The sequence below is a fragment of the Staphylococcus sp. 11007852 genome, from assembly GCF_011394325.1.
GTDB classification, from domain to species: domain Bacteria; phylum Bacillota; class Bacilli; order Staphylococcales; family Staphylococcaceae; genus Staphylococcus; species Staphylococcus agnetis.
The window spans coordinates 18003-42340 of sequence record NZ_JAANBJ010000038.1 but is presented as its reverse complement, the minus strand read 5'-3'; the positions used below and the strand labels follow the sequence as shown (position 1 = coordinate 42340).

Sequence of the window (24338 nt, the reverse complement as noted above, 5' to 3'; positions counted from 1 at the left end):
GTATATTTGTGATAAAATTCACAAAAGGTCTATTGAATTTTTCTGAATTTTACTTTACGCTACATAGTATACATCGTATGCATTCGCGATAGAATAGACAGCATTAAGTGTCTAAATACATAGACGATGAGAAAGGGGAATGCAGATGGAAACAACGGAGAAAAAGATGACCTTTAAAACGTTTAGCTTTAATGTTTTAAATGGTTTAGCGGTCGCCATAGTGGCAGGTTTAATACCGAATGCGGTATTAGGTGGATTGTTTAAATATTTAAGTCAGTATGCGGATATTTTCAACACATTGTTTTATGTTGTCATGGGTATTCAATTTATGCTTCCGATGATGGTGGGGGTGCTTATTGCCATACAATTTAAATTATCTGCACTGGCAACAGTGATTGTAGGCGCTACATCATATGTTGGTTCAGGTGCTGCAAAAGTCACTGAAACAGGGTGGCAAATCGTCGGTATCGGTGATTTAATTAACACAATGATTACAGCTGCATTAGCTGTATTACTTGTCTTATGGTTAGAAGATCGTTTAGGGAGTTTGAAAATTATCTTATTACCTATTCTTGTAGGTTGTATTCCTGGTCTTTTTGGTGTTTTTACACTTCCATATGTCAGCAAGATAACGTTAGCCATTGGGGAATTAATTAATACGTTCACGACGCTTCAACCGGTACTGATGTGTATATTAATTGCAGTTTTATTTTCATTTATTATCGTATCACCAGTATCAACAGTCGCAGTAGGTTTGGCTATCGGAATTTCTGGAATGGCAGCAGGTGCGGCAACAATCGGGGTTGCGACAACGGGCATAGTGTTATTTTTATGTACATTGAAAGTGAACAAAATTGGAGTACCGATTGCAATTTTGTTAGGTGCTATGAAAATGATGATGACCAACGTGATTCGTTATCCGATTATGTTATTGCCTATTGGCTTATCTGCCGCATGTGCTGGCGCTGCTGGAGGCATTATTGGTATTGTAGGTACGAAAGAAGCAGCCGGTTTTGGCTTGGTTGGCCTTGTAGGACCGATTAAAGCGATAGAAATGTTAGATGGCCCAGTAGCGATAAATATCTTTTTAGTGGCTTTGGTATTTGTTATTATACCGGGGGTTGTAGGGTTTATTTTAAACTTAATATTCACAAAAGTATTGAAACTCTACTCGAATGATATTTATAAATTTTTAGCAGCAGAAGAAACGAAATCATAATAAAAGAGGTTGGGATATAAATTATTAAACTTTTGATTGTCCCTAACGCCTCGCTTTTCTAGGCGCCTTACCTCAACTAATTTTGAGAGCAAAAACCCAGGAGATTTTTGCTCTCAAAATGGATTTTCGGTTGCGGCTTAATGCCTCAGAAGTCTCGGCTAAGGGATCAATCACAATTCATCATAGTGTCCATCAATACGTCAAAATTTAATAATATAGATAAGTAATAGCCAGCAAAGTTTCATGTAAATGAATTTTGTTGGCTTATTTTTGTTATGTCTCAGCCACTTTCCTATGTGCATATTGTAATCTATGAGTCGCGTTATACGCATTAAATTGATAAATCCTATGCACGGTCATGAGCAAGATGTCTAAGCGTAGAGGTTATCATCAATTAAAAGTCGTCACAATTTAATGGCTGAATGGCATCAAAAACTTTTATATAGAAAAAGCCCGGAACCATTTGTCTATGCTTCCGGGCGAATCATTAAAGGAGTGATGTTAGTATTTTACTTTTTGTGTACACAAACTAGGGGGAGGGTAAATCCTAGTTTGTATGGACGCGAGATGAATTACTTGGCTAAAGATTTCATCGACGCAGTCCCTTTGAACTGAATAAGATCATAGGCTTTCTGAACGTCTTCATCTGTTGGGGGCGCAACAGATGAGAGTTGATATGGAACGCCAAGTGCTTGCCATTTATGCACGCCGAGTTCATGGTAAGGGAGTATTTCGAACTTTTCGACGTTATCAAGTGAATTAATAAACGCACCTAATTTTTTCAAGTCTTCAGGGGCATCTGTCAGACCTGGGACAAGTACATGACGAATCCAAATAGGTTGATTGTGTGCATTCAAATATTGAATGAATTTCAATATAGGCTTATTTGACTTTCCTGTTAAATGCCGGTGTTTGTCGTCATCGATGTGTTTAATATCAACCATAAACAAATCAGTATGTTGGCGTAACGTTTCAAAATGTTTCTTAAATGCATCTGTATCATTGGCACAGCCTAAAGAAGTATCGACACAGGTGTGAATGCCATGTTCATGACACAGTTTGAATAATTCAGTAATAAACGGCATTTGAAGTAGGGGCTCTCCACCGCTTACCGTTACACCACCACCAGAACTTTGAAAGTAGGGAAGATAAGGCGTGATCTCATGAATAAGCTCATCTGCTGTTGCTCGTCGTGAGGGGGTGTTCACTTTCCAGGTGTCAGGGTTATGACAGTATAAGCAGCGCAGCAAACATCCTTGTAAAAATAGGATATAGCGTAGGCCTGGACCATCTACTGTTCCTAGACTTTCTACTGAATGAATATGTCCTTGAATCATTGATATCTCCCCGTTTTCAAAAGCGTTAGTTAAAATTTAGCGTTAGTTAAAATTTGTGTTACATAGACTCGTGGAATGTTCTTGAAATGACATCAAGTTGTTGTTCACGTGTCAATTTAATAAAGTTTACTGCGTAACCAGAAACACGTACTGTAAGTTGTGGGTATTCTTCTGGATGCTCCATTGCATCTAGTAATGTTTCACGGTTAAATACGTTAATGTTTAAGTGATGACCATGTTGCATCGCATAACCATCTAAAATACTTACTAAGTTTTGTTGTTGCGTATCGTCTTCTTTACCTAATGATTTAGGAACGATACTAAATGTGTTCGAAATACCATCTTTACAACAATCGTATGGTAATTTTGCTACGGATGATAATGAAGCAAGTGCACCGTGTTCATCACGACCATGCATTGGGTTCGCACCAGGTGCAAATGGTTCGCCTGCTTTACGACCGTCTGGTGTGTTACCTGTTTTCTTACCATATACGACGTTAGAGGTGATTGTTAATACACTCATAGTATGTTCAGACTCACGGTATGTTTTGTGCTTACGTAATTTTCTCATGAAGCTTTCAACAAGTTGAACAGCAATGTCATCTACACGTGAATCGTTGTTACCATATTTTGGATATTCGCCAGTTGTTTCGAAGTCAACAACTAAGCCATTTTCATCACGAATTGTTTTTACAGTTCCGTATTTGATTGCTGATAATGAGTCAGCAGCTACTGACAGACCCGCGATACCTGTTGCCATTGTACGGTGAACATCTGTATCGTGAAGTGCCATTTCAATACGTTCATAGCTGTATTTATCATGCATATAGTGAATGACGTTAAGTGAGTTAATGTAAACACCAGCAAGCCATTCCATCATTTCATCAAAGCGTGCATAGACTTCATCATAATCTAACACTTCTGACTCGATGGCTTTGAAGTTCGGTGCAACTTGTTGACCTGATTTTTCATCTTTACCACCGTTAATCGCATACAGTAATGTTTTCGCAAGGTTGGCACGTGCTCCAAAGAATTGCATTTGTTTACCAATTCGCATTGCTGATACACAACATGCGATACCGTAGTCATCACCATAGCTTTCACGCATTAAATCATCATTCTCATATTGGATAGAACTTGTTTTAATACTCATTTTTGTACAGTATTTTTTGAAGTTCTCTGGTAAGCGAGTTGACCATAATACAGTTAAGTTTGGTTCAGGTGCTGGGCCTAAGTTATCAAGTGAATGTAAGAAACGGAAAGAGTTTTTCGTTACCATTGCACGACCGTCTAAACCAACACCACCAATCGATTCAGTTACCCAAGTTGGATCGCCTGAGAATAACTCATTGTAATCTGGTGTACGTGCGAATTTTACAAGACGTAATTTCATAATGAAATGGTCGATAATCTCTTGAACTTCAGACTCAGTAATCGTACCATTGTCTAAATCACGTTGAGCATAAATGTCTAAGAATGTTGACGTACGACCAAGACTCATCGCAGCACCGTTTTGTTCTTTAATTGCAGCAAGATAAGCAAGGTATAACCATTGAACGGCTTCCTTAAAGTTTTCAGCTGGACGGCTTAAGTCGAAACCGTAGATATTACCTAATTCTTTTAACTCTTTTAAAGAGCGGTATTGTTCGGACAATTCCTCACGTAAACGGATGATATCTTCTGACATTGTTGTTGATAGATTTTCAAAGTCTTTTTGTTTCTCAGCCATTAAGAAATCTACACCGTAGAGTGCGACACGACGGTAGTCGCCAATAATACGACCACGGCCATAAGCATCTGGTAATCCAGTAATAATTCCCGCTTTACGGCATGCTAACATTTCTTTAGAGTATGCATCAAACACACCTTGGTTATGTGTTTTACGATAGTCAGTAAAAATACGTTCAGTTTCTTTATCTAATTCATAGCCATATGCTTCGCAAGCCGCTTTAGCCATACGAATACCACCAAAAGGTTGCATTGAACGTTTGAATGGCTTTTCAGTTTGTACCCCAACAATTTGTTCAAGCGATTCATTTAAGTAACCTGCGTCATGCGATGTAATTGAAGATGGAATTTTTGTATCCATATCCCACATGCCACCACGTTCACGTTCTTCTTTTGAGAGTGTCATGACTTGGTCCCAAAGTTGTTTTGTAGCTTCTGTAGGGCCTTCTAAAAATGAGTCATCACCTGTATAGCCTGTGAAGTTCAGTTGTATGAAATCACGGACATCAACACGGTGAGACCAGAGTCCCGTCTTAAAACCTTTCCAAGCATTTGTTTGTGTTTTCGCTTCATAAATCATGATCAAACCTCCATTGTTCATCATTTCACAATCAGTATATCAACTCATGTGAAATATATCACGTGAATTTTGAAAGCGTTTGCGCATTGTCATTATTTGTATATATTTTGTATATAAAACTGACACAATTGTTTTTTAATATTGGTATTTGTATTTTTAGGAAGTACATTCAAAACAATTAAATGATTGTGCGAGTTTAAAAGCCTTGAAATTTTTTAACATTTAAATAGGAAAAAAGAAGTTCTAATTATATAGAGAGGCATCGACATCACTATACTCACAATGTGCTTTTAAATGATAAGCACATCATGTGTGATGTCTCTCACTTTGTTATACCATGGCATTATCAAATGATTGGAGGGTATCGATATGGGAAAAACATTTGTACTTGGTGCGAATGGCGGTGTTGGACGCCATCTCGTGCAATTGTTGAAAGAGAACCACCAAGATTTTACTGCAGGCGTACGACAAGCATCTCAAAAAGAAGCTTTAGAAGTAAAGGGGATAAAAGCGACACAGATTGATGTAGAGCATGACAGTATAGAAACATTGCAATCAAAACTTGAAGGATATGATCAAGTCGTATTTTCCGTAGGTTCTGGCGGCAAAACGGGTGCTGATAAAACCATTGCTGTCGATTTAGATGGGGCTGTTAAAGTGATAAAAGCATGTGAAGATGCAAACATCTCTCATTTTGTCATGGTTTCTACTTGGGATTCTCGACGTGAAGCGATTGATGCTAGTGGTGATTTAAAACCATATACAATTGCAAAACATTATGCAGATGATTATTTAAGACGTAGTCACATTACAGCGACAATTGTGCACCCAGGTGGCTTAACAAACGCGCAAGGCAGTGGGAGTGTAAGTATAGCATCATTATTTGAAAAACCAGATAAACGCGAAATTTCACGGGAAAATGTAGCACGTGTACTGTTTGAAATCATTACGCAATCAAAACATCAAGGAAAAGAATTTCAAGTTCTTGATGGTGACCAACCTGTGGGAGAAGCTTTAGATAACATACATCTTTAGTGTCTTTTCTGAGAAGACATTAAAGATGTATGTATATACAGAATAACCTATGATGATCGTTTTTACGCTTCATCAGGCTATTCTGTATTTTTTTATGATAATGACCATCTGTAAACAACAATTTTTTAAAAAAGTTTATTGAATTTCTTTATTGCGTTAAATAGCTTTAAATCCCTTGATACGACTGATATACATGCAGTTCTTGTATATTAAAAACACACTAGTATTCTTATTTAATTATGTTCCGCCACGCATATTGTTATTGACAAAATTGTCTGACAAATATGATAATTAATGTTAATAACATCAAATATGAGAAGGGGGAACGCGAATGAAAGCGAAACTGAATGTGTTTGTAATGATTATTGCGTGCTTAGTTTTAGTGTTAAGTGCGTGCGGTAAGGGTGATTCTGGATCAGGTGAGACGAAGAGTAAAACAGGGAAAAGTGATGCAAAAGGTGGCACACTAAACGTAGGTTTGGCTGCAGCGCCTGAAGGGAATTTTCAATCTGTTTTTGCAGGTTCAACAAGTGACTCTGATGTTATTAGTTATTTTAATGATAGTCTTGTTGAATTTGACAAAGAATTAAACATTAAACCTAAGATTTTGTCGTGGGAACAAAAAAAAGGTGACGATCTTACATATAAGTTTAAAGTGAAAAAAGGTATTAAATGGCATGATGGCAATGATTTTACAATTAACGACTGGCTATTTACATTAGAAACAATTGCGGATCCAGATTATGATGGCCCACGTTATAACGGGGTCGAAATCATTGAAGGGGCAGATGCAAAACATAAGGGTGAAGCAAATTCGATTTCTGGAATTAAAAAGATTGATGACTATACGGCTGAAATTAAATTTAAAGAACATAAAGCCAATAATTTACTTGAATTATGGACGAGCGCACCATTAAGTGAAAAGATTTTTAAAGATATCCCTGTAAAAGAAATGGGTAAATCTGAGGCTGTACGTAAAAATCCAATTGGTATCGGACCATACAAAGTGAAGAAAATTGTTGATGGCGAGTCTGTTGAGTTAGAAAAGTTTAAAGACTATTGGCAAGGTGAACCTAAGCTTGACAAAGTTAATTTACGTGTGATTGAACAAACGACGATGACACAAGCGTTAGAAAAAGGTGAAATTGATATGGCACAAGTGACGGCACCTATCGCAAAAGAAATTAAAGATAATGGTGCTGAAGGGGTCAACTTATTAGAATCGCCATCTACGTCATATGCGATTATCGGTTTTGTATTACATGATTATGATAAGAAAACTCAAACAATTGGAAAAGAACGTCCGAAATATCAAGATAAAAAATTACGTCAAGCGATGGCACATGCGATTAACCGTAAAGAGTGGATTGATGCATTTTTCTATGGCTATGGTAAGCCGTTAAATGGTTTAATTCCTTCTTCTCATTGGAGTGGTGCTAAAGAAGGTGACGTTCACGAATATAACTATGATGTTAAAAAAGCGAAAAAGCTTTTAGATGAAGCGGGTTATAAGGATAAGGATAAAGACGGATGGCGTGAAGGACCAGATGGTAAACCATTTGTTGTAAACTTAAAACATTATGCTGGTTCAAATCCAACATTTGAACCACGTACGGCTGCTATCAAAGGATATTGGGAAAAAGTAGGCTTAAAAACGAAAACTGAAATGGTAGAATTTGGTAAGTTTGGACAGGATTTAGAGAATTCAACGAAAGATATGGAGTCATATTTTAGAAGTTGGCAACAAGGGGCAGATCCTGATCCATCTGGACTTTATAAATCTACAGCGCTGTGGAATGAATCTCGTTATAACAATCCAAAAGCAGACAAATTATTAAAAGAAGCATTGGATACGAAAGTTGTCGGAGATGACAAAGAGAAACGTAAAGCCAAATATTTAGAATGGCAAAAAATCATGGCTGAAGACGTACCAGTCATTCCAATCGCTGAATTAAAAGATATTACAGCGGTGAACGATAAAGTGAAAAACGTTGAAGTTGGTTTAAATGGTTCGAACCCAATTTATGAGTGGACAGTTGAAAAGGATAAGTAATACCAAACAAACGGATTGGGCGTATTGAGCGCTCAATCCATTTGTATATCTACAAACATGTAATAATCGAAATAATCTAATGAGCAACACATACGTAAAACTTGCACAAAAGGGGGGATCTAATGATGACAGAGAAGCATCTATTAGAGGTTAAAAATTTAAGTACAGGTTTTGATATTAATGGTAAGAACTATAACGCGATTTCCAAGGTGAGTTTAACTTTAAAACGTGGTGAAGTCATGGGCATTGTCGGCGAATCAGGTTCAGGTAAATCCGTACTGAGCATGTCTATTCTACGTTTACTTCCAGATAAAATAGGCTCGATTAATGAAGGTGAAGTGTATTACAAAGGAAAGCGGATTGATAATATACCGATGACAGAATTAAATCAAATTCGTGGCAAAGAACTTGCAATGATATTTCAAGAACCGATGACATCTTTAAATCCAGTGTTTACCATTGGAAATCAACTGATTGAAATGATGGTTCTACATTTGAAGATTTCAAAAAAAGAAGCGGAATCAAGAGCAATTGAATTGTTAAAGCAAGTGGGCATTCCACGTGCTGATAAAGTCATTCATGAATATCCACATCAACTGTCAGGAGGTATGCGCCAACGTGTCATGATAGCGATGGCAATATCTTGTGAACCTGAATTATTAATTGCAGATGAACCAACGACAGCGCTAGATGTAACGGTACAGGCTCAAATTTTAGAATTGCTTAAAAAAATTCAGAGTGAAACAAATATGGGCATTATCTTTATTTCACATGATTTAGGTGTGATTTCAGAAATATGTGACACAGTGGCTGTTATGTATGCGGGGAAAATTGTTGAACGTGCTCCTGTTAAAGATATTTTTAAAACACCCAAACATCCTTATACAAAATTGTTGTTAAAAGCAATTCCACGTTTAGATCAAAAACAAGACCGATTAGAGACGATCAAAGGGACGGTTCCTAATTTAGATGAACTTCCAGAGGTGGGGTGTAGTTTTGCGAACCGATGTCCGTATGCGATGCCGTCTTGTACGGACGTAAATCTTAAAACAAGTGTGATTAATGCGTCACACAAAGTGTCTTGTCATTTGTACGATGAAGCGGTGATGCGTAAGGAGGGGAAAGTGAATGTCTAATGACTATGTTTTAGAAGTAAAAGACTTAAAACAGTACTATCCAATAAAAGGAGGAGTGTTTCAACGTAAAATCGGTGAAGTGAAAGCTGTCGATGGCATTTCATTTAATGTTAAAAAAGGGCAAACAGTTGGCCTTGTAGGGGAGTCTGGTTGTGGAAAATCATCAGCAGGACGCACCATTTTACGGTTACAAAATGTGACCTCAGGTGAAATACATTTTTGTGGTAAGGATATTACAAAACTTCGTGGGAAAGCATTACGCGAAGCGCGCAAAGGGTTCCAAATGGTTTTCCAGGATCCATATGCGTCATTAAATCCTATGCAAATGGTTGGCGATATTGTTGGAGAACCTATTCGTAACTTTTATAAAAAATCACAAAAAGAAATTGAACGTGAAGTGAAAGATTTATTATTACGTGTTGGTTTGAATGAGCAGGCGTACTATAAATATGCGCACGAGTTTTCAGGCGGTCAGCGTCAACGTGTTGGTATCGCACGCGCCTTAGCATTAAAACCGAAACTTATCATTGCGGATGAACCTGTCAGTGCGTTGGATGTATCTGTACAATCACAAGTGTTAAACATTATGGATGAACTTCAAGAAGAATTTGGTTTGAGTTATTTGTTTATCGCACATGATTTGAGTGTGGTGAAACACGTGAGTGATTATATATGTGTAATGTATCTAGGACATATTGTCGAACAAGGACCAGCCGATGATATATATAATCATCCACAACATCCGTATACACAGTCTTTAATTTCAGCTATTCCGGAAATTAAACCTGGAGAAAAGAAAGAGCGTATTCTTTTGCAAGGAGACCTACCATCACCGAGTGACCCACCTAAAGGATGTCCTTTTCATACGCGATGTCCCGTTGCAAAACCGGAATGCGCAAAGCAAAAACCTGCTTACCGTTTAGTAGGGGAAGAACATTATGCAGCATGTATTCTTTTAGAAGATGAGGTGATGGTGAAATGACAACATTAATTATTAGACGTTTTTTATTAATGATTCCGCTTTTAATAGGGATGTCGATTGTTATCTTTGTACTTGCAAAATTGCAACCTGGTGATGCGTTTACAGGACAAATGAATCCTAATATAGATGCGAAGTATTATGAAGAACAACGTGAAAAGTTAGGATTTAATGAACCCATTCACATCCAATATTTAAAATGGGGAGAAAATGTTCTAAAAGGGGAACTCGGCGATTCCATTCGATATAAACGTCCAGTCATGGACTTAATCAAAGAACGTATGCCGAATACTGTTTTGTTAGGTGTTACAAGTATCGTGATTACATATCTTGTCGCTTTTCCATTAGGTATACTATCTGGACGGAAACCGTATAGTGGACTGGACTATGGTGTTCAGTTTTTAAATTATTTAATGCTTGCGATTCCGTCTTTTGTGGCAGGGGTTTTTGCTATTTACATTTTCGCATTTCAACTCGGCTGGTTTCCGTTTTCAGGTTCCGTCGCAATTGGACTTGAAGAAGGCTCATTCGCTTACTACATGAGTAAGTTATACCATGCGATATTACCTGGTACGGTATTAGGGTTACTTTCTACCGCAAGTTATGTACAATTTTTAAGAAATGACATTATTGAAAATTCACGAAAAGATTATATTCGTACAGCGCGAGCGAAAGGGCTTTCAGAATCTAAAATTTACAATAAGCACATTTTACGAAACTCTATCATTCCTATAGTGACATTTTTTGGTGCCGATGTCCTATCCGTTTTTGGGGGTGCAGTCATAACTGAAACGATATTCTCATATCCAGGAATTGGTAAATTATTAATCGATTCTATTGGAGGGAAAGATTATCCATTAATGATGGCACTGCTCCTATTTTTCTCATTTTTAGGTTTACTCGCAAATCTGATATCAGATATTACGTATAGTATTGTAGATCCGAGAATTAAGAGTAATTAGGAGGGGTATTATGGCTGAAAAAATTAAAGTTAAAAATCGTTCACCGTTAGCTATTGCGCGCCAAAAGTTTTTGAAAAATAAACCTGCGATGGCAGCGAGTATTATTTTAATATTAATATTCTTTATTTCTTTAATCGCACCATTTATCGCTCCTTTTGATCCGAACTTACAAAATTTAGTTATGATTAAAGGCGATATGTCAGCACAACATTGGTTAGGGACAGATTCAGGTGGTCGTGATATCTTCAGTCGCTTGTTATATTCTGGCCGTGTTTCCTTATTATTTGGTCTGGTTACGACAATTGGTCTTATGATTATCGGGGTACTGATTGGTATGATTTCTGGATATTACGGTGGTTGGGTTGATACGATACTGATGCGTTTTACCGAATTTGTAATGTTATTCCCATTTATTCCATTCGCTGTGGTATTAAATGCAACGTTCAGTGGCAAAATCGAAAACCAATATGGATCTGCCATTGTACTTGCTGCTGTATTAATCGCATTATCGTGGGTAGGTGTTGCGCGTATTGTACGTGGTAAAGTAATGCAAGAGAAAGAAAATGAATACTTTTTAGCAGCGCAATCTATTGGTACACCTGTTTTCAAAATTTTATTTAAGCATTTGCTACCAAACATATTAAGTGTCATTATCGTTCAAGCCACGTTACTATTTGCAGTACAAATTGTAGCAGAGGCTGGTTTGAGTTTCCTAGGTTTCGGTATCGACAAAACCGTTCCAACGTGGGGGAATATGTTAAGCGATGCGCAAGAAGGGGATATTTTAAGAGGAAAGCCATGGATATGGATGCCACCAGCACTAGCCATTACAACAACCATCTTATGTATTAATTTTATTGGTGAAGGATTAAAAGATGCTTTAAATCCAAAATCCAGAAGATAATGTTACAAAGCACATTGAGACGCTTTGCTTGAAATCAAAAGTGACGTATTTACGTTTTAACACCTTTATTGTTCAAATAGTTGAATAATAAAGGTGTTTTTTTCGTTTTCTTAAAACGCATCGTATATGTCGTGACATGATGTTCATGCATTTGTCATTTTGTTTTTAAAGATATCAATAGTACAATGAAATTAAGATTATATAAATAGGTGATTTATAATGACTAACTGGGAAAAAGATTTAAAAGCGTTATTAAAAAATCAAAGTGTTGAAGACCGAGCGCAACTAGAAACCATGTTAAATTCAATGTTAGAACAAGAAAGTCCTAATCAATTTATTCAGTTGTTAGGCAACCCCACAGTTGACGCATTAAAACAACTTTGTAGGGAGCATCATATCAAAGGGTATTCCGCATTGAAAAAGGATGAAATAGCAACATTACTTATTACGTCCATCGTTACACAATCTTACTTTAATGAAGTGATAAATCAAATGAATGAGGACCAACAACGTTTATTTCTTCATATCTTAGCGATGAATCAAAATGGAGAATCGATTGAAACAGATATTTCTTTTCCAGAATCGTTTTTAATTTTTGAAACGGAGCGAGATGAAAGAGGCTATCATTTATTATGGATACCTGAAGAAATCATTGCTCAAGTTGAAAAATGGGTTACACAACATGAGACGCTCAAACAATTTAAATTAGAGCAAGATGTGATTGAAGCGACAACAAATCTATACGGACTTTATTCATTGTCTCAACTGCAACATGTCATGAATAAGTACTTAGAAAAAACGTATTCATTGCTTGAAATACGTAAATTGTTAAGACGTTTCACACGTTTAATGCCTCATACGCGTAATTTCATTGTAGGAGAGGGCTATATTACGAGTGTTGGACTTGAGCTCGAACCAGATGAGTACCATCACTTCCTAAAAGATGCAAAATATTATGAGCCTGCAACGTTAAATGATTTGTTATATTATCAAACACATGTGTTTGGATTGGATGATGAAACGTACTTTAATTTTGTTTCATGGTTATCAAAAAATATTAGAGAAGACAATAAACTTAACGCTACTGTAGACGGTCTTACTGTAGAAATTCTTACAATGATGAAACACGCAATTGAATATAATATGGTTGCTGATGTTATGTATTCACTTGTACAAGATGGGATTTTACGTAAACGTGTCGAACAAACTGCGGTTAATAAGGTCAAACCAGTTTACATGAAAATGCGCAATTGGATATACCACGGTCATACATTTGAAGAATATATGCACATTATAGATCGAGAAGAACGAAATAAACACAGCAACGTTATCGATTTTAACGATATCAAACAATAAATGCGATGTGAGGTGACATTCAACACTTTTATCTGACTTACACTTTAGAAGACAGATAAAAGTGTTTTCTTAATATTTGATTTAATTATTTGAAGCGGAATGATGACGCATCGTTTTTTAAAATAAGAACTATTTCAATTCATATGGAATAATATAGAAAATAATTAGATGTAAGAATTATCTGAAAAAGGTATCTTTTCATCTTTTTTCGTGGTATAACATGTATAAGGCCAAAAGGGGATAAGGGGTGAAATGGATGCTGAAAAAATTTGTGCTATTATTTATTGCTTTAGTCATCACGACGACGATTGCTGAAAACCTTTTAATTGCAGGCACGTGGCAATATCTTTTCATGCAATCTATTTCGTTAAGTATCATCATTTTCTTTATCTATCATTATATTGTTTTTACAGTGAAACATCAGCAAACGGATAGTGAGCAAGTTAAACAGACGCATCAACATGTTCATTCACAAAAAACGTATGACCCTGGTTTGCTAAAAAAAGATAAATAATATGAAAGCACCCGCAGTCCTGTCGACATGCGGGTGCCATTTTTTATGAGAAAACTTGTTCTTGGCTAGAGCTACCGAAGATTTTTTCTTTAATGGCTTGTCCGGTAGGTGTGCCAGCTAAACCACCTATACCTGTTTCACGTAATGAAGCTGGTAAATTTCTTCCAACTTTATCCATCGCCATAATGACTTCATCTACTGGAATACGACTTTCAACACCGGCTAATGCCAAATCAGCGGAGATTAAGCCATTTCCTGAACCGATGGCATTTCGCATGACACATGGGATTTCGACTAAACCTGCTACAGGGTCACAAACGAGACCTAATAAGTTACTTAAACTAATCGCAATGGCATGCCCAGCTTGTGCAGGCGTACCGCCAAACGTTTCAACGGCTGCAGCAGCGGCAATCGCTGATGCTGTACCGACTTCTGCTTGACAACCTCCAGTTGCACCAGCGACGGATGCGTTATTGGCAATAATCATTCCGCACATCGAGGCTGCAAATAGAAATTGAATCATTTGATCATTGTCTAAATGATGCGTTTTTTCTAATTTAAATAGGACGCCCGGAATCGTACCTGATGAACCGGCTGTAGGTGTTGCACAAATGATACCCATGGCTGCATTGACTTCGTTTGTCGCAATCGCGCCTTGTACTGCTGAGATCATATCGTGTCCTGAAAGTGCTTGATGTGTGTCATTATATTTTGCAACTTTAATGGCATCTTGTCCTGTATATCCTGTGACACTTTTTACGCCTTCGCCTGTAGAGCCTTTTTCTACCGCATCGCGCATTGTATCTAAATTGAGTTGCATCATATCAAACACTTCTTCACGTGAAAGGCCACGTGTGACCATTTCATGTTCAATCATAATTTCTGAAAAAGTTTTAGAATGTGTTTCAGCGTATTCGATTAATGCTTTCATTGAATCAAACATGTCGATTCCTCCAGACTATTGTATATATGAAAATTGTAAATTCGTATATTTTTGACGTATTTCTTCTAAGAGTTCATCTTTAATGGCTTTGTTTAAATGTAAAGCGAGTAAACAACGCTCTTGATTCATCGTTTTAATTTCTTCGTTAATATCAACACTTTTATCCACAAGGTCATTAATTAAGTGGTTGATTTCTGACATATTACATTCACCGTCAATCACTAATAAGTTCGGTGTATGGGATAATAATATACACATTCCATTGACATGTATGCTTTTCACTTTGAATGCACCACCACCGATAGAAATACCATTTAACTCAACATGACGTTCACCTTTATCAATAATAATGAGCGCACAGTTCGGATGTTCGCCAAGGCTTGACCCTTTTTCTTCAATGAATTCAAATGGAATGCCTTGATCACGTGCAATGGACGTAGAAGACTTGATACGAGCATCAAAGGTACTAAATCCTAACAGGCCGCCAATTATTGCTAGGTCTGTACCATGACCTTTATGTGTTTCTGCAAATGATTCATAATAATGTACACGAATGCGTTCGGGTGTATCTCCGAGTACCGCTCGCGCAGCTTGACCAATTTTAACTGCACCAGCAGTATGCGAACTTGAAGGTCCCATCATCACTGGGCCTATTACATCAAATGCACTTTGATAATCTTTTGTACGTGCCATACTTTATCGCTCCTTTAATTCATTTGTTTTGAAAGTTTGGGTGTATTTAAACTTAAACCGATTTGCTTTTTATTAATGAATGTTCCGATGATATAACTGAGTACAATGCTGATGATTGCAACGACTACGATTGTAATTACAGTTGATACAGCATCATTAAAACCTAAAGCTACAATCGGACCAGCGATAGGGGTTGCCATTCCTGGTTGATCTACAACGATGCCCATATATGTTATGAAGAGACCGTTGACCATGCCAACAATAGCATTTGTACCATAGAGTTGAATTGGATATTTTGCAATAATATCAATTTGAGTAAGGGGTTCAATTGCAACCGCAAAGGCTTTACCAGGATTACCGATTTTCAATTTTCTAAACATGACGAAATTAACAAACGAACTGCCCATACAGCCTAATGCACCAATCGCCATAGGAATACCTGTTAAACCAAGAAGGCTTGTGAATACCATTGAACTTAACGGTGTCATACCGACAACAGGAACAATTGCACCAATAACGAGTGCTAAAGCATAAGGATTATTATCACCTACAGCAGTGACTGCCGTACCAATTTGTTTAAGTACAGCGATGACACTTGGTGAAACGATAAATGCGATACCGTATGTGATTGCGGGTGATAACAATATCACTAAAATTAAATCTAAGCCTTCTGGAACTTTCTTTTCTAAATATTTAATACCAAATGCAACAAAGTAAGCTGCTATAAATGCTGGGAGTAATTTAAAGTCATAAAGGACTAGCCCGGTTAAAACCGCAAATACAGGATTCACTCCAAACTTTAAACACGTCAAAATACCCACAGCGACACCACTTAAACTTCCAGCAATATCGCCTAATTTTGTAAAATATTCAATATGGAAGACGCCACCAATCGCATATTTTAAAAATGCTTCAGGTAAAAAAGTGGCACATGCTGCACCTGATAGTGCTTGTAGACTGACTTTACCATTAGGGGCAAACTTTAGAAACAAAGTCATCGCTAGTAAAACTACAAGCAATGTTCCAATACCTAAAATAAAATCCATAATCTTTCCTCTTCTCTCATAAATATCATTTAGATAAGCGCGCTTATTTTCCAAATCAAATATTAGCTGTTTTTGAAAGCGTATGCAACAGCGACAATGCGATATTTAGTTGAGTGGTCATTCTTTTGGAATAGTATTTATAAAGAATTTTTCGAGATTGTGAAAAAATGATCTTTCTAAGCCTTATGATACCGCAACGCTGTGACGCTTTTTCACATTAAAGGAGTGAAATTATCCTTCAAATCTTATTAAAATGACATATTTGTGACCTTTAAAAGTTCTAATAATATTAATTTTCAGAAATAAACATTATAATTTTAAATGGTAATTTGTAACGCTATGTTTTTGAGAAGAAGTAGGAGATAATCTGAACTTTTAATTTTAATTGAGAAATGATTGTGCAAATTTAAGATATTGTATGGCGGGAGTAGTATTCAAGAACCATATGTCAAAAAATACAAGCGTTAGACATGGCCTAGTTGAAGTATGGAAGAGAGAAAGTACTAATATAAAGAAACCACCAACGTTCATGCATTGATGAACGTTGATGGCTAATGAATTGATGTTAAGCATATTAAGAATGCGTTTATTAATATAATCCTTTTGTGTCGTTGCTGATATCGATATAAATATTTTTAATTTGTTGGTAATTGGCTATCGCATCTTTATAGGTTTCACGACCGATACCAGATTTCTTGTATCCTCCAAATGGTGCGCCTTCAGGAACTTGATTATAGGTATTAATCCATACACGTCCCGTACGTATATTTTTCGCGATGTGCAATGCACGATTAATATTGGATGAAAAGACACCCCCTGCGAGTCCATATTCAGAATCATTGGCAATGGAGATCGCTTCCTCATCATCTTTGATTTTAATAATAGTGAGTACAGGTCCGAAAATTTCTTCTTGTGCCAATTTGTTACGATTGTCCTTCACTTCAATAATTGTAGGTTGGAAGAAGTGACCTTTGTCTAGACCATTCTCTGTTAGACGTTCGCCACCGACTAATATATTTGCATCATGTGATTTCGCATAATCGATATAACTTTGAATTTTTTCAATTTGATCTTTTCCAGTTTGCGAACCCATTTGCGTATTCATATCTAATGGGTCGCCTACTTTAATATTTTTAAACGCTTCTACCAGTTTAGGTACAAATTCATCGTAAATTTTTTCGTGTACAAGTAAGCGTGAACCAGCACTACATACTTCACCTTGGTTGAAAAGAATACCTAGTTGGCTACCTTCGAGTGCGACGTCTTGATTTGCATCATCTAAAATAATGTTGGCACTTTTACCCCCTAGTTCTAAAGTAGTAGGGACGATGCGTTTAGCACCAGCTTCAGCAACTTGATAGCCTACTTCTGTAGATCCTGTGAAAGATAATTTATCAACACCTTCATGCTTAAATATAGCATCACCTGATTCAGACCCTTTTCCTGTAACTATATTTACTACACCAGGAGGTAAGACGTCTTGAAAAATTTTTGCTGTTTCTAATAAGCTTACAGGTGTGGAGGATGAAGGTTGAATCACAACAGTATTACCAGCGGCAAGTGCTGGACCTAGCTTCCATGATGCTAGTAACATTGGGAAGTTCCATGCGACAACGGCGCCCACTACACCGACGGGTTCATGTGTAATTAAACTTAATGTATTGTCATCAATTTGGTTTATTGTGCCTTCTTCTAGGTCTGTTACACTTGCGAAATATTGATAATGGCGTGCTGCAAAAGGAATATCAATCATTGAAGATTCGCGTAATGCCTTACCAGTATTAATGCTTTCAATGGTTGCTAGACGTTCTTTATTCTCTAAAATGCGTTGACTAATTTCACGTAATAAATCAGAGCGTTCTTGTTTAGATTTGCGTGACCAAGCAGGAAAGGCATTTTGTGCGGCCTTCACCGCTTTATCCACGTCTGCTTCATTTGCTTTAGCAATTTGCGTAATGGTTTCACTTGTTGCAGGATTTTGAACTTTTAGATATTCACCAGAATCTGGTTTAACAAATTCCCCATTAATAAATAAATCGTATTGCTCTGAAATATAATCTTTTACTTCAATTGCCATACTTTCAACCCCTTTATTTATCTCTTAAAATTGTACTTGCTTATTTATAATTTTAACGTTACCATTATTTTGAGTAAACTCATATGACTCATTTGGAAATAGTTCACTATTTCGTGAGGGGATAAAAGATTGTATTTTCGATAAATAAAAAACTCCTCTACATCAAAATGTAAAGGAGCTCATTATGGGGTGGAATAATTCAATAGGCGAACATATTGAGCTATTCCAGTTCAACTTTTCGTTGGGGAAAAATTGAAAGACTCATGTTTGAAAATGACTGATTTACACCAAAGGCATTGTGATGAGTGTGTTGCACAATGTCTTTGTGTGATACAATTTGTATTCAAAAAAATTGTACCTTCTTCGTATTATAAAGAGTATTCAGACATTTGTAAACAGTAATTATTACGATTAACAATCGATATCAAACTTAAGTCTTAGAGTAAAAACAATCTTACGTCCGATGTAATACTTTAGTAAAAACAGTATAGTAATGATAGAACAGTTAATCAAAATATTTCCCAATCCGAACTGTTCGATCCCAATTAAGATAAAACATACACCCTTAAAGTAATATCTGATAGACCTCCTTATGAAAGTAGGACTAAAGTTGATTAAAAAAGTGTACTGTGTCCCCGCACGGTACATTTTTTTTATTAAAATTTTGTTTCCCTCTAAACACATACGCCTCATTGAAGGTTCTATGGTAAGATAAAACATGTATAGCGAAACAATACAAATTTCTTCGAGGGAGATATAAAAGTTGAAAAAATTATTGCATCGTTGGTTTATCGAAGGACTTAGTTATATGACTTTAGGACTGTTTAGTTCTTTAATTATAGGTTTGATTTTAGAAACAATAGGGAAGCAAACGCTTTTACCACAATTAGATTTACGTTTTTTAATTGAAGTAGGTAATGTTGCTAAAGGGTTAACTGGCGCAGCGATAGGTGCTGCTATGGCCTATGGCTTTAAATGTAAGCCGCTAGTTATCTTTTCGGCACTCATTGTTGGAATGATGGGCTATACCACATTTGCAGGTGGAGCAGTAGGCGCTTTTTTGGCAACATTATTAGTCGTAGAAATCAGTCGCATTTATGCAAGTAGAACAAAAGTAGATATTATCGTTACACCGATGTTAACGTTAATTCTTGGTGGTGCGGTTGCTAAATTTTTAGGGCCAATCTTAAATGAAATGATGAAAGCAATAGGGACGCTGATTATTGCAGCCACAGATCAACAACCTTTACTCATGGGTATCATTGTCGCTGTCATATTCGGACTATGTTTGACTGCACCTATATCAAGCGCGGCTTTAGCTTTAATGCTCGATTTATCAGGTCTTGCAGCAGGTGCTGCAACGGTAGGTTGTGCATGTCAAATGGTAGGATTCGCGATAATGGGTTACAAAGATAATGGCATCAGTGGTTTAATTTCAATTGGTATTGGTACAAGTATGTTGCAAGTACCGAATATTATCTTAAAACCATTGCTACTCATTCCACCTACACTCGCAAGTGCTGTCATAGCACCGATAATGACAGTATTTTTCCCAATGGTGAATAATGCAGCAGGTGCTGGAATGGGAACAAGTGGATTTGTCGGTCAAATTATGACAATACATACAATGGGAAGTTCCTTGCATACATGGCTATTAATCGGTGTCTTTCATTTCTCATTACCTATAATCGTTACATGGCTTATCTATCATTTTATGGCTAAACGACAATGGATTAAACCTGGTGATCAAACATTGCGTGCGGTTGAGTCAAGAAATTAATGCATGTGTTGCAGTATCACAATTGCATCACACATTTAATCGTTTCAAATCATAAACTTTTTAATTATACAATAAATGTAAAAAATTTGTGAATGTTTTAACATTTATGACGCATCTACCTCTTTTATTGATACACTTAGAGTGATCTTAATAAAAGGGGTTGTTTTTTATGGCAACAGCTGGAAAATCTAAGAAAAAACCAACCTTTAAACCGGTATGGTTTAGTATAAGTTTTATTGCATTAGTGCTTATTTTGATTGTGCCAACATCGGACAATTTACCTGTGATGGCGAAATGTGCTTTAGCTATTTTAGCGTTTGCTGTAATTTTATGGGTTACGGAAGCGGTGAGTTATCCTGTTTCTGCAACCATGATTGTCGTCTTGATGATTTTATTATTAGGATTTAGTCCCGTACAAAATTTAACGGAATCACTGGGTAATCCTAAAATAGGTAAAGATGTATTAAGTGGCTCTGACTTATTTGGAACGGCGAATGCATTGAAGTTGGCGTTCAGTGGTTTTTCAACGAGTGCAGTTGCACTTGTCGCGGCGGCATTATTTTTAGCAACGGCGATGCAGGTTACACAACTTCATAAACGTTTAGCATTATGGGTGTTATCGTTAGTAGGTAATAAAACGAAACGCATTGTCATTGGTGCGATTTTAGTGTCAATTATTTTAGCGTTTTTCGTTCCTTCAGCTACAGCAAGAGCAGGTGCAGTAGTGCCCATCTTATTAGGAATGGTGGCCGCATTTGGAGCTGCAAAACAAAGTAAGCTTGCAGCGTTATTAATTATTACAGCTGTGCAAGCCGTGTCTATTTGGAATATTGGAATTAAAACGGCAGCGGCTCAAAACATCGTAGCTGTAAACTTTATCAATGGTCAATTAGGTCATGATGTATCATGGGGTGAGTGGTTTTTATATGCGGCACCTTGGTCAATTATTATGTCAATCGTGCTGTACTTCGTGATGTTAAAAGTCATTCCACCTGAACAAACTGAAATTGAAGGTGGAAAAGAACTTGTCCAACAACAACTCAATGCTCTTGGTCCAATTACAGGAAAAGAGTGGCGTTTAATCATTATTTCTATCGCATTACTCATTTTATGGTCTACAGAAAAAATCTTGCACCCGATTGATTCTGCATCCATAACATTACTGGCATTAGCTGTCATGTTGACGCCTAAGATTGGTGTGATGACATGGAAAGAAGCTGAAAGTAAAATACCTTGGGGTACAATTATCGTGTTTGGCGTAGGGATTGCATTAGGAAATGTGTTGTTACAAACAAAAGCAGCCCAATGGTTAAGTGATCAAACATTTGGTTTAATGGGGTTACAACACATGCCCATCATCGCTACGATTGCGTTGATTTCGCTCTTTAATATCTTAATTCACTTAGGATTTGCAAGTGCGACAAGTTTAGCATCAGCATTAATTCCAGTATTTATTTCTTTAACGATGACGTTGAACTTAGGTGATATGTCAATTGGTTTTGTTTTAATTCAACAATTTGTGATTAGCTTCGGCTTTTTATTACCTGTGAGTTCGCCACAAGGGATGCTTGCCTACGGTACGGAAACGTTCACTGTTAAAGATTTTCTTAAAGCAGGCATACCGATTACCGTTATTGGCTATATCTTAGTAATTATTTTAAGTATGACGTATTGGCAGTGGCTCGGATTATTGTAAACAATAAGGGAGTTGTCTATCGAAAATTAGGCAACTTCCTTCATTCTATTTTTTATGATATATGATACGCTTTTAATGCAATAAGTTTCAAATAGGAGTTACGTAATATCCTAGAATTGTTACTTCAAAAGGTGAGCGTCGTACATTGATGGTTTGATTATCATTGTCTTCGGTAACGCTTAAAGTGACCATTCAACAATATCAGTTATGATGGATGATGATTAGAATATATAAAATGTGTGCGATGTTCAATGAGAGTGAAATAAGCAATGATTCATCATATTACATAGAACTTCTATACAACTTTTTAGAGGTGACAAATATGAATCAACGATATTTAAAAGTGTTAGGATTATATATTTTCAGTTCAGCGATTGGTGCAATGGTGACACGCATATGTGATAAAGATCATTTCTTAAAATGGTTCACTCAAACGACAATCGGTTACGGTGTGTTTGCATATGGGCTAAAAGTATTAACACGTGCTAAAAATAAAGAAAAGTAACTATAAATCATTTAACTTTGGGTTTCGAAGATGGTGATTCCCATATGGCCGTTTATGACGACCGACAATACGATATTTTAAAGCTTTACCATTAATCACATTTAATGAATGCGTCACTTTAATATGCAAAATATAGAAGGATTAAGTATGTTTAAAGGCTTAATCCTTCTTTTTTTATTTTATTCAGACTACCATCATTTTGTACAATTTAGTAAAATAAAAGGGAATTTTATATTTGTTTAGGAGGCCATGCCATGGGAATTGAAAAACCAACGAAACACCTCAAAGATACATATGCTTCAAGAGAAATCATTGAAAATATTGTAGGTTCAGTTGCAATGAAGGAAGTGTTACTTGAACGTGCGTTTCCAAGATATGTTTTAAAATCAATGATGTCTGGATTTCTACTTACGATTGTAACGGTATTCATGCTTGCTATGAAAACACAACTCGTCGGCGCACCGCCGGCAGTCATTAATTTGATGGGAGCCATGGCATTTAGTGTGGCCTTAGTGTTTATAGTGCTCACGCATTCCGAACTTTTAACAAGTAACTTTATGTATTTAACGGTAGGCGTGTATTACAATGCCATATCACTCACTAAGACCATGTGGTTATTTACAATTTGTTTTATTGGAAATATTCTAGGGGCATTTGTACTCTTTGGACTCATGATTTTTACAAAAGTCATGACGCCAGAAATGATTCAAGCACTCACAGCTACTGTAGATGCGAAAACAGTAGCCTCTACATGGCAAGCCATTTTAGTTAAAGGCATCTTTGCTAATTTCTTTATCAATATCGGGATCTATGTATCGATGATGTTTAAAGAAGGATTGTCTAAAACGTTCTTTATTGCCATAGGAGTGATTATTTTCGTTTTCATGGGTTATGAACATGTTGTTTATAATGCTGGTTTATTCGTAGGGATGATATTTTATAATTTAGAGGCATTATCATGGCTAGATGTACTTAAAAATATCGTTTTTGCATTTATTGGAAACTATATTGGTGGGGGGCTATTCGTAGGTTTGCTTTATGCTTACTTTAATGGTAGTCGTAATCACACATAATTGTTTAAAAAGTCCGAGTGAAAAACTTGGACTTTTTTGTTTAGTCGTCTCTATAAATCTGTTACGCTTAAACTAATCGTAAACCAAATGGAGGGGTTCATAGTGAATCAATTGACGATCAGAATGGCGACATTACAAGATGCTGCAGTATTACAAGATTTAATGTATCGTGCATTCACACCGTTAAGAGAAACTGGCATAGACTGGCCTTCTGTGAATGCAGATTTAGAGATGATTGAGAAAAATATAAAATATAATTCGGCTTATGTTTTAGAAAAACAAGGTCGCATTATTTCTACGCTCTCCATTCGCTTTCCGTGGGAACCGAAATATAAAGTGTCCCAATTTCCATTTATATGGTGGTTTGCGACAGATCCAGATTTTGCTGGAGAAGGGTACGGTGCACAATTAATGACTTATATAGAAGAGACGATTTTAAGAGATACATTAAAAGCACCCGCGGTTGTACTTGGTACATCTGCACGAAAAATGGCATGGTTAAAAGACGTATATGCGCGAAGAGGATATGAAACTTTTTTTGAAATGGAAGAAGCGAGTGGAGACCGTGGTGCGATGATGGTAAAAGTATTAATTCCAGAGCGCTATAACAAGGCATTACTAGCCCCACCGCCATGGTATGAAGGAGATTAAATGGAGCTAGGGAAAACCCTTACTTTTTATGAAAGGGAATTCCCTATTTTTGTCATAAGTTGTGAAAATAA

General features: G+C 36.6%; 20 protein-coding genes. 14 read left to right on the top strand and 6 right to left on the bottom strand.

From position 1 onward, the window contains the following. Positions 1-145: 145 nt before the first annotated feature. Complete coding sequence (locus G8Y85_RS11025) at positions 146-1219, top strand: PTS sugar transporter subunit IIC (protein WP_165805830.1); 1074 nt, start codon at positions 146-148, stop codon at positions 1217-1219. Positions 1220-1791: 572 nt separating this feature from the next. On the opposite strand, the gene pflA is transcribed toward G8Y85_RS11025, so the two are convergent. Next, positions 1792-2556, bottom strand: a complete 765-nt coding sequence (pflA, locus tag G8Y85_RS11020) for a pyruvate formate-lyase-activating protein (protein WP_060551752.1) — start codon at positions 2554-2556, stop codon at positions 1792-1794. Positions 2557-2614: 58 nt separating this feature from the next. Beyond that, complete coding sequence (gene pflB, locus G8Y85_RS11015; RefSeq protein WP_037567779.1) at positions 2615-4864, bottom strand: formate C-acetyltransferase; 2250 nt, start codon at positions 4862-4864, stop codon at positions 2615-2617. Positions 4865-5233: 369 nt separating this feature from the next. Between pflB and G8Y85_RS11010 the strand changes: the two genes are divergently transcribed. The 8 genes from G8Y85_RS11010 (at position 5234) to G8Y85_RS10975 (ending at position 13803) form a co-directional block, all read left to right on the top strand. Further along, positions 5234-5899, top strand: coding sequence for an SDR family oxidoreductase (locus tag G8Y85_RS11010; RefSeq protein WP_165805829.1), 666 nt, complete (start codon positions 5234-5236; stop codon positions 5897-5899). Positions 5900-6230: 331 nt separating this feature from the next. Continuing rightward, a complete protein-coding gene (opp4A, locus tag G8Y85_RS11005) occupies positions 6231-7952 on the top strand; it encodes an oligopeptide ABC transporter substrate-binding protein (protein ID WP_103345661.1) in 1722 nt (573 codons plus the stop codon). A gap of 125 nt (positions 7953-8077) precedes the next feature. Next, positions 8078-9088, top strand: a complete 1011-nt coding sequence (locus tag G8Y85_RS11000; protein WP_145052735.1) for an ABC transporter ATP-binding protein — start codon at positions 8078-8080, stop codon at positions 9086-9088. Beyond that, positions 9081-10070: an ABC transporter ATP-binding protein gene (locus tag G8Y85_RS10995; protein WP_165805828.1), complete on the top strand. Its 990-nt coding sequence runs from the start codon at positions 9081-9083 to the stop codon at positions 10068-10070. The genes G8Y85_RS11000 and G8Y85_RS10995 overlap by 8 nt, the downstream gene beginning before the upstream one ends. Continuing rightward, on the top strand, positions 10067-11029 hold the full coding sequence (opp4B, locus tag G8Y85_RS10990) for an oligopeptide ABC transporter permease (protein ID WP_103345659.1): 963 nt from the start codon (positions 10067-10069) through the stop codon (positions 11027-11029). The genes G8Y85_RS10995 and opp4B overlap by 4 nt, the downstream gene beginning before the upstream one ends. A gap of 10 nt (positions 11030-11039) precedes the next feature. Continuing rightward, positions 11040-11933 carry an oligopeptide ABC transporter permease gene (gene opp4C / locus G8Y85_RS10985; RefSeq protein ID WP_082624742.1) on the top strand — a complete coding sequence of 298 codons (894 nt, stop codon included), beginning with the start codon at positions 11040-11042 and terminating at the stop codon, positions 11931-11933. Between the two features lie 219 nt (positions 11934-12152). Then, positions 12153-13289 (top strand): hypothetical protein, encoded by a 1137-nt coding sequence (locus G8Y85_RS10980; RefSeq protein ID WP_165805827.1) that lies wholly within the window; start codon positions 12153-12155, stop codon positions 13287-13289. 256 nt (positions 13290-13545) lie between these two features. Beyond that, positions 13546-13803 carry a hypothetical protein gene (locus G8Y85_RS10975; RefSeq protein WP_165805818.1) on the top strand — a complete coding sequence of 86 codons (258 nt, stop codon included), beginning with the start codon at positions 13546-13548 and terminating at the stop codon, positions 13801-13803. A 43-nt stretch (positions 13804-13846) separates the two neighbouring features. Here the strand turns inward: G8Y85_RS10975 and sdaAA are convergent, their stop codons facing one another. The 4 genes from sdaAA to G8Y85_RS10955 form a co-directional block, all read right to left on the bottom strand. Then, a complete protein-coding gene (gene sdaAA / locus G8Y85_RS10970) occupies positions 13847-14746 on the bottom strand; it encodes an L-serine ammonia-lyase, iron-sulfur-dependent, subunit alpha (protein ID WP_037567795.1) in 900 nt (299 codons plus the stop codon). A 15-nt stretch (positions 14747-14761) separates the two neighbouring features. Beyond that, complete coding sequence (sdaAB, locus tag G8Y85_RS10965) at positions 14762-15439, bottom strand: L-serine ammonia-lyase, iron-sulfur-dependent subunit beta (RefSeq protein ID WP_060551745.1); 678 nt, start codon at positions 15437-15439, stop codon at positions 14762-14764. Positions 15440-15453: 14 nt separating this feature from the next. Further along, a complete protein-coding gene (locus G8Y85_RS10960; protein ID WP_165805826.1) occupies positions 15454-16485 on the bottom strand; it encodes a PTS sugar transporter subunit IIC in 1032 nt (343 codons plus the stop codon). A gap of 589 nt (positions 16486-17074) precedes the next feature. Beyond that, complete coding sequence (locus tag G8Y85_RS10955; RefSeq protein ID WP_107401437.1) at positions 17075-18562, bottom strand: aldehyde dehydrogenase family protein; 1488 nt, start codon at positions 18560-18562, stop codon at positions 17075-17077. A gap of 763 nt (positions 18563-19325) precedes the next feature. Here G8Y85_RS10955 and G8Y85_RS10950 point away from each other — a divergent pair. The 5 genes from G8Y85_RS10950 (at position 19326) to G8Y85_RS10930 (ending at position 24267) form a co-directional block, all read left to right on the top strand. After that, on the top strand, positions 19326-20342 hold the full coding sequence (locus tag G8Y85_RS10950; RefSeq protein ID WP_107401436.1) for a PTS sugar transporter subunit IIC: 1017 nt from the start codon (positions 19326-19328) through the stop codon (positions 20340-20342). A gap of 169 nt (positions 20343-20511) precedes the next feature. Further along, positions 20512-22038, top strand: a complete 1527-nt coding sequence (locus G8Y85_RS10945; RefSeq protein ID WP_103345346.1) for an SLC13 family permease — start codon at positions 20512-20514, stop codon at positions 22036-22038. Positions 22039-22360: 322 nt separating this feature from the next. Continuing rightward, a complete protein-coding gene (locus G8Y85_RS10940) occupies positions 22361-22543 on the top strand; it encodes a hypothetical protein (RefSeq protein WP_107371366.1) in 183 nt (60 codons plus the stop codon). 254 nt (positions 22544-22797) lie between these two features. Then, positions 22798-23616: a formate/nitrite transporter family protein gene (locus tag G8Y85_RS10935; RefSeq protein ID WP_103345347.1), complete on the top strand. Its 819-nt coding sequence runs from the start codon at positions 22798-22800 to the stop codon at positions 23614-23616. A 102-nt stretch (positions 23617-23718) separates the two neighbouring features. Continuing rightward, complete coding sequence (locus tag G8Y85_RS10930; protein ID WP_165805825.1) at positions 23719-24267, top strand: GNAT family N-acetyltransferase; 549 nt, start codon at positions 23719-23721, stop codon at positions 24265-24267. Positions 24268-24338: the final 71 nt, after the last annotated feature.

What these genes read in the sequence shown, in the direction of transcription:
- G8Y85_RS11025 (WP_165805830.1), top strand. Translation starts at nt 146, where the DNA reads ATGGAAACAACGGAGAAAAAGATGACCTTTAAAACGTTTAGCTTTAAT.
- pflA (WP_060551752.1), bottom strand. Translation starts at nt 2,556, where the DNA reads ATGATTCAAGGACATATTCATTCAGTAGAAAGTCTAGGAACAGTAGAT.
- pflB (WP_037567779.1), bottom strand. Translation starts at nt 4,864, where the DNA reads ATGATTTATGAAGCGAAAACACAAACAAATGCTTGGAAAGGTTTTAAG.
- G8Y85_RS11010 (WP_165805829.1), top strand. Translation starts at nt 5,234, where the DNA reads ATGGGAAAAACATTTGTACTTGGTGCGAATGGCGGTGTTGGACGCCAT.
- opp4A (WP_103345661.1), top strand. Translation starts at nt 6,231, where the DNA reads ATGAAAGCGAAACTGAATGTGTTTGTAATGATTATTGCGTGCTTAGTT.
- G8Y85_RS11000 (WP_145052735.1), top strand. Translation starts at nt 8,078, where the DNA reads ATGACAGAGAAGCATCTATTAGAGGTTAAAAATTTAAGTACAGGTTTT.
- G8Y85_RS10995 (WP_165805828.1), top strand. Translation starts at nt 9,081, where the DNA reads ATGTCTAATGACTATGTTTTAGAAGTAAAAGACTTAAAACAGTACTAT.
- opp4B (WP_103345659.1), top strand. Translation starts at nt 10,067, where the DNA reads ATGACAACATTAATTATTAGACGTTTTTTATTAATGATTCCGCTTTTA.
- opp4C (WP_082624742.1), top strand. Translation starts at nt 11,040, where the DNA reads ATGGCTGAAAAAATTAAAGTTAAAAATCGTTCACCGTTAGCTATTGCG.
- G8Y85_RS10980 (WP_165805827.1), top strand. Translation starts at nt 12,153, where the DNA reads ATGACTAACTGGGAAAAAGATTTAAAAGCGTTATTAAAAAATCAAAGT.
- G8Y85_RS10975 (WP_165805818.1), top strand. Translation starts at nt 13,546, where the DNA reads ATGCTGAAAAAATTTGTGCTATTATTTATTGCTTTAGTCATCACGACG.
- sdaAA (WP_037567795.1), bottom strand. Translation starts at nt 14,746, where the DNA reads ATGTTTGATTCAATGAAAGCATTAATCGAATACGCTGAAACACATTCT.
- sdaAB (WP_060551745.1), bottom strand. Translation starts at nt 15,439, where the DNA reads ATGGCACGTACAAAAGATTATCAAAGTGCATTTGATGTAATAGGCCCA.
- G8Y85_RS10960 (WP_165805826.1), bottom strand. Translation starts at nt 16,485, where the DNA reads ATGGATTTTATTTTAGGTATTGGAACATTGCTTGTAGTTTTACTAGCG.
- G8Y85_RS10955 (WP_107401437.1), bottom strand. Translation starts at nt 18,562, where the DNA reads ATGGCAATTGAAGTAAAAGATTATATTTCAGAGCAATACGATTTATTT.
- G8Y85_RS10945 (WP_103345346.1), top strand. Translation starts at nt 20,512, where the DNA reads ATGGCAACAGCTGGAAAATCTAAGAAAAAACCAACCTTTAAACCGGTA.
- G8Y85_RS10940 (WP_107371366.1), top strand. Translation starts at nt 22,361, where the DNA reads ATGAATCAACGATATTTAAAAGTGTTAGGATTATATATTTTCAGTTCA.
- G8Y85_RS10935 (WP_103345347.1), top strand. Translation starts at nt 22,798, where the DNA reads ATGGGAATTGAAAAACCAACGAAACACCTCAAAGATACATATGCTTCA.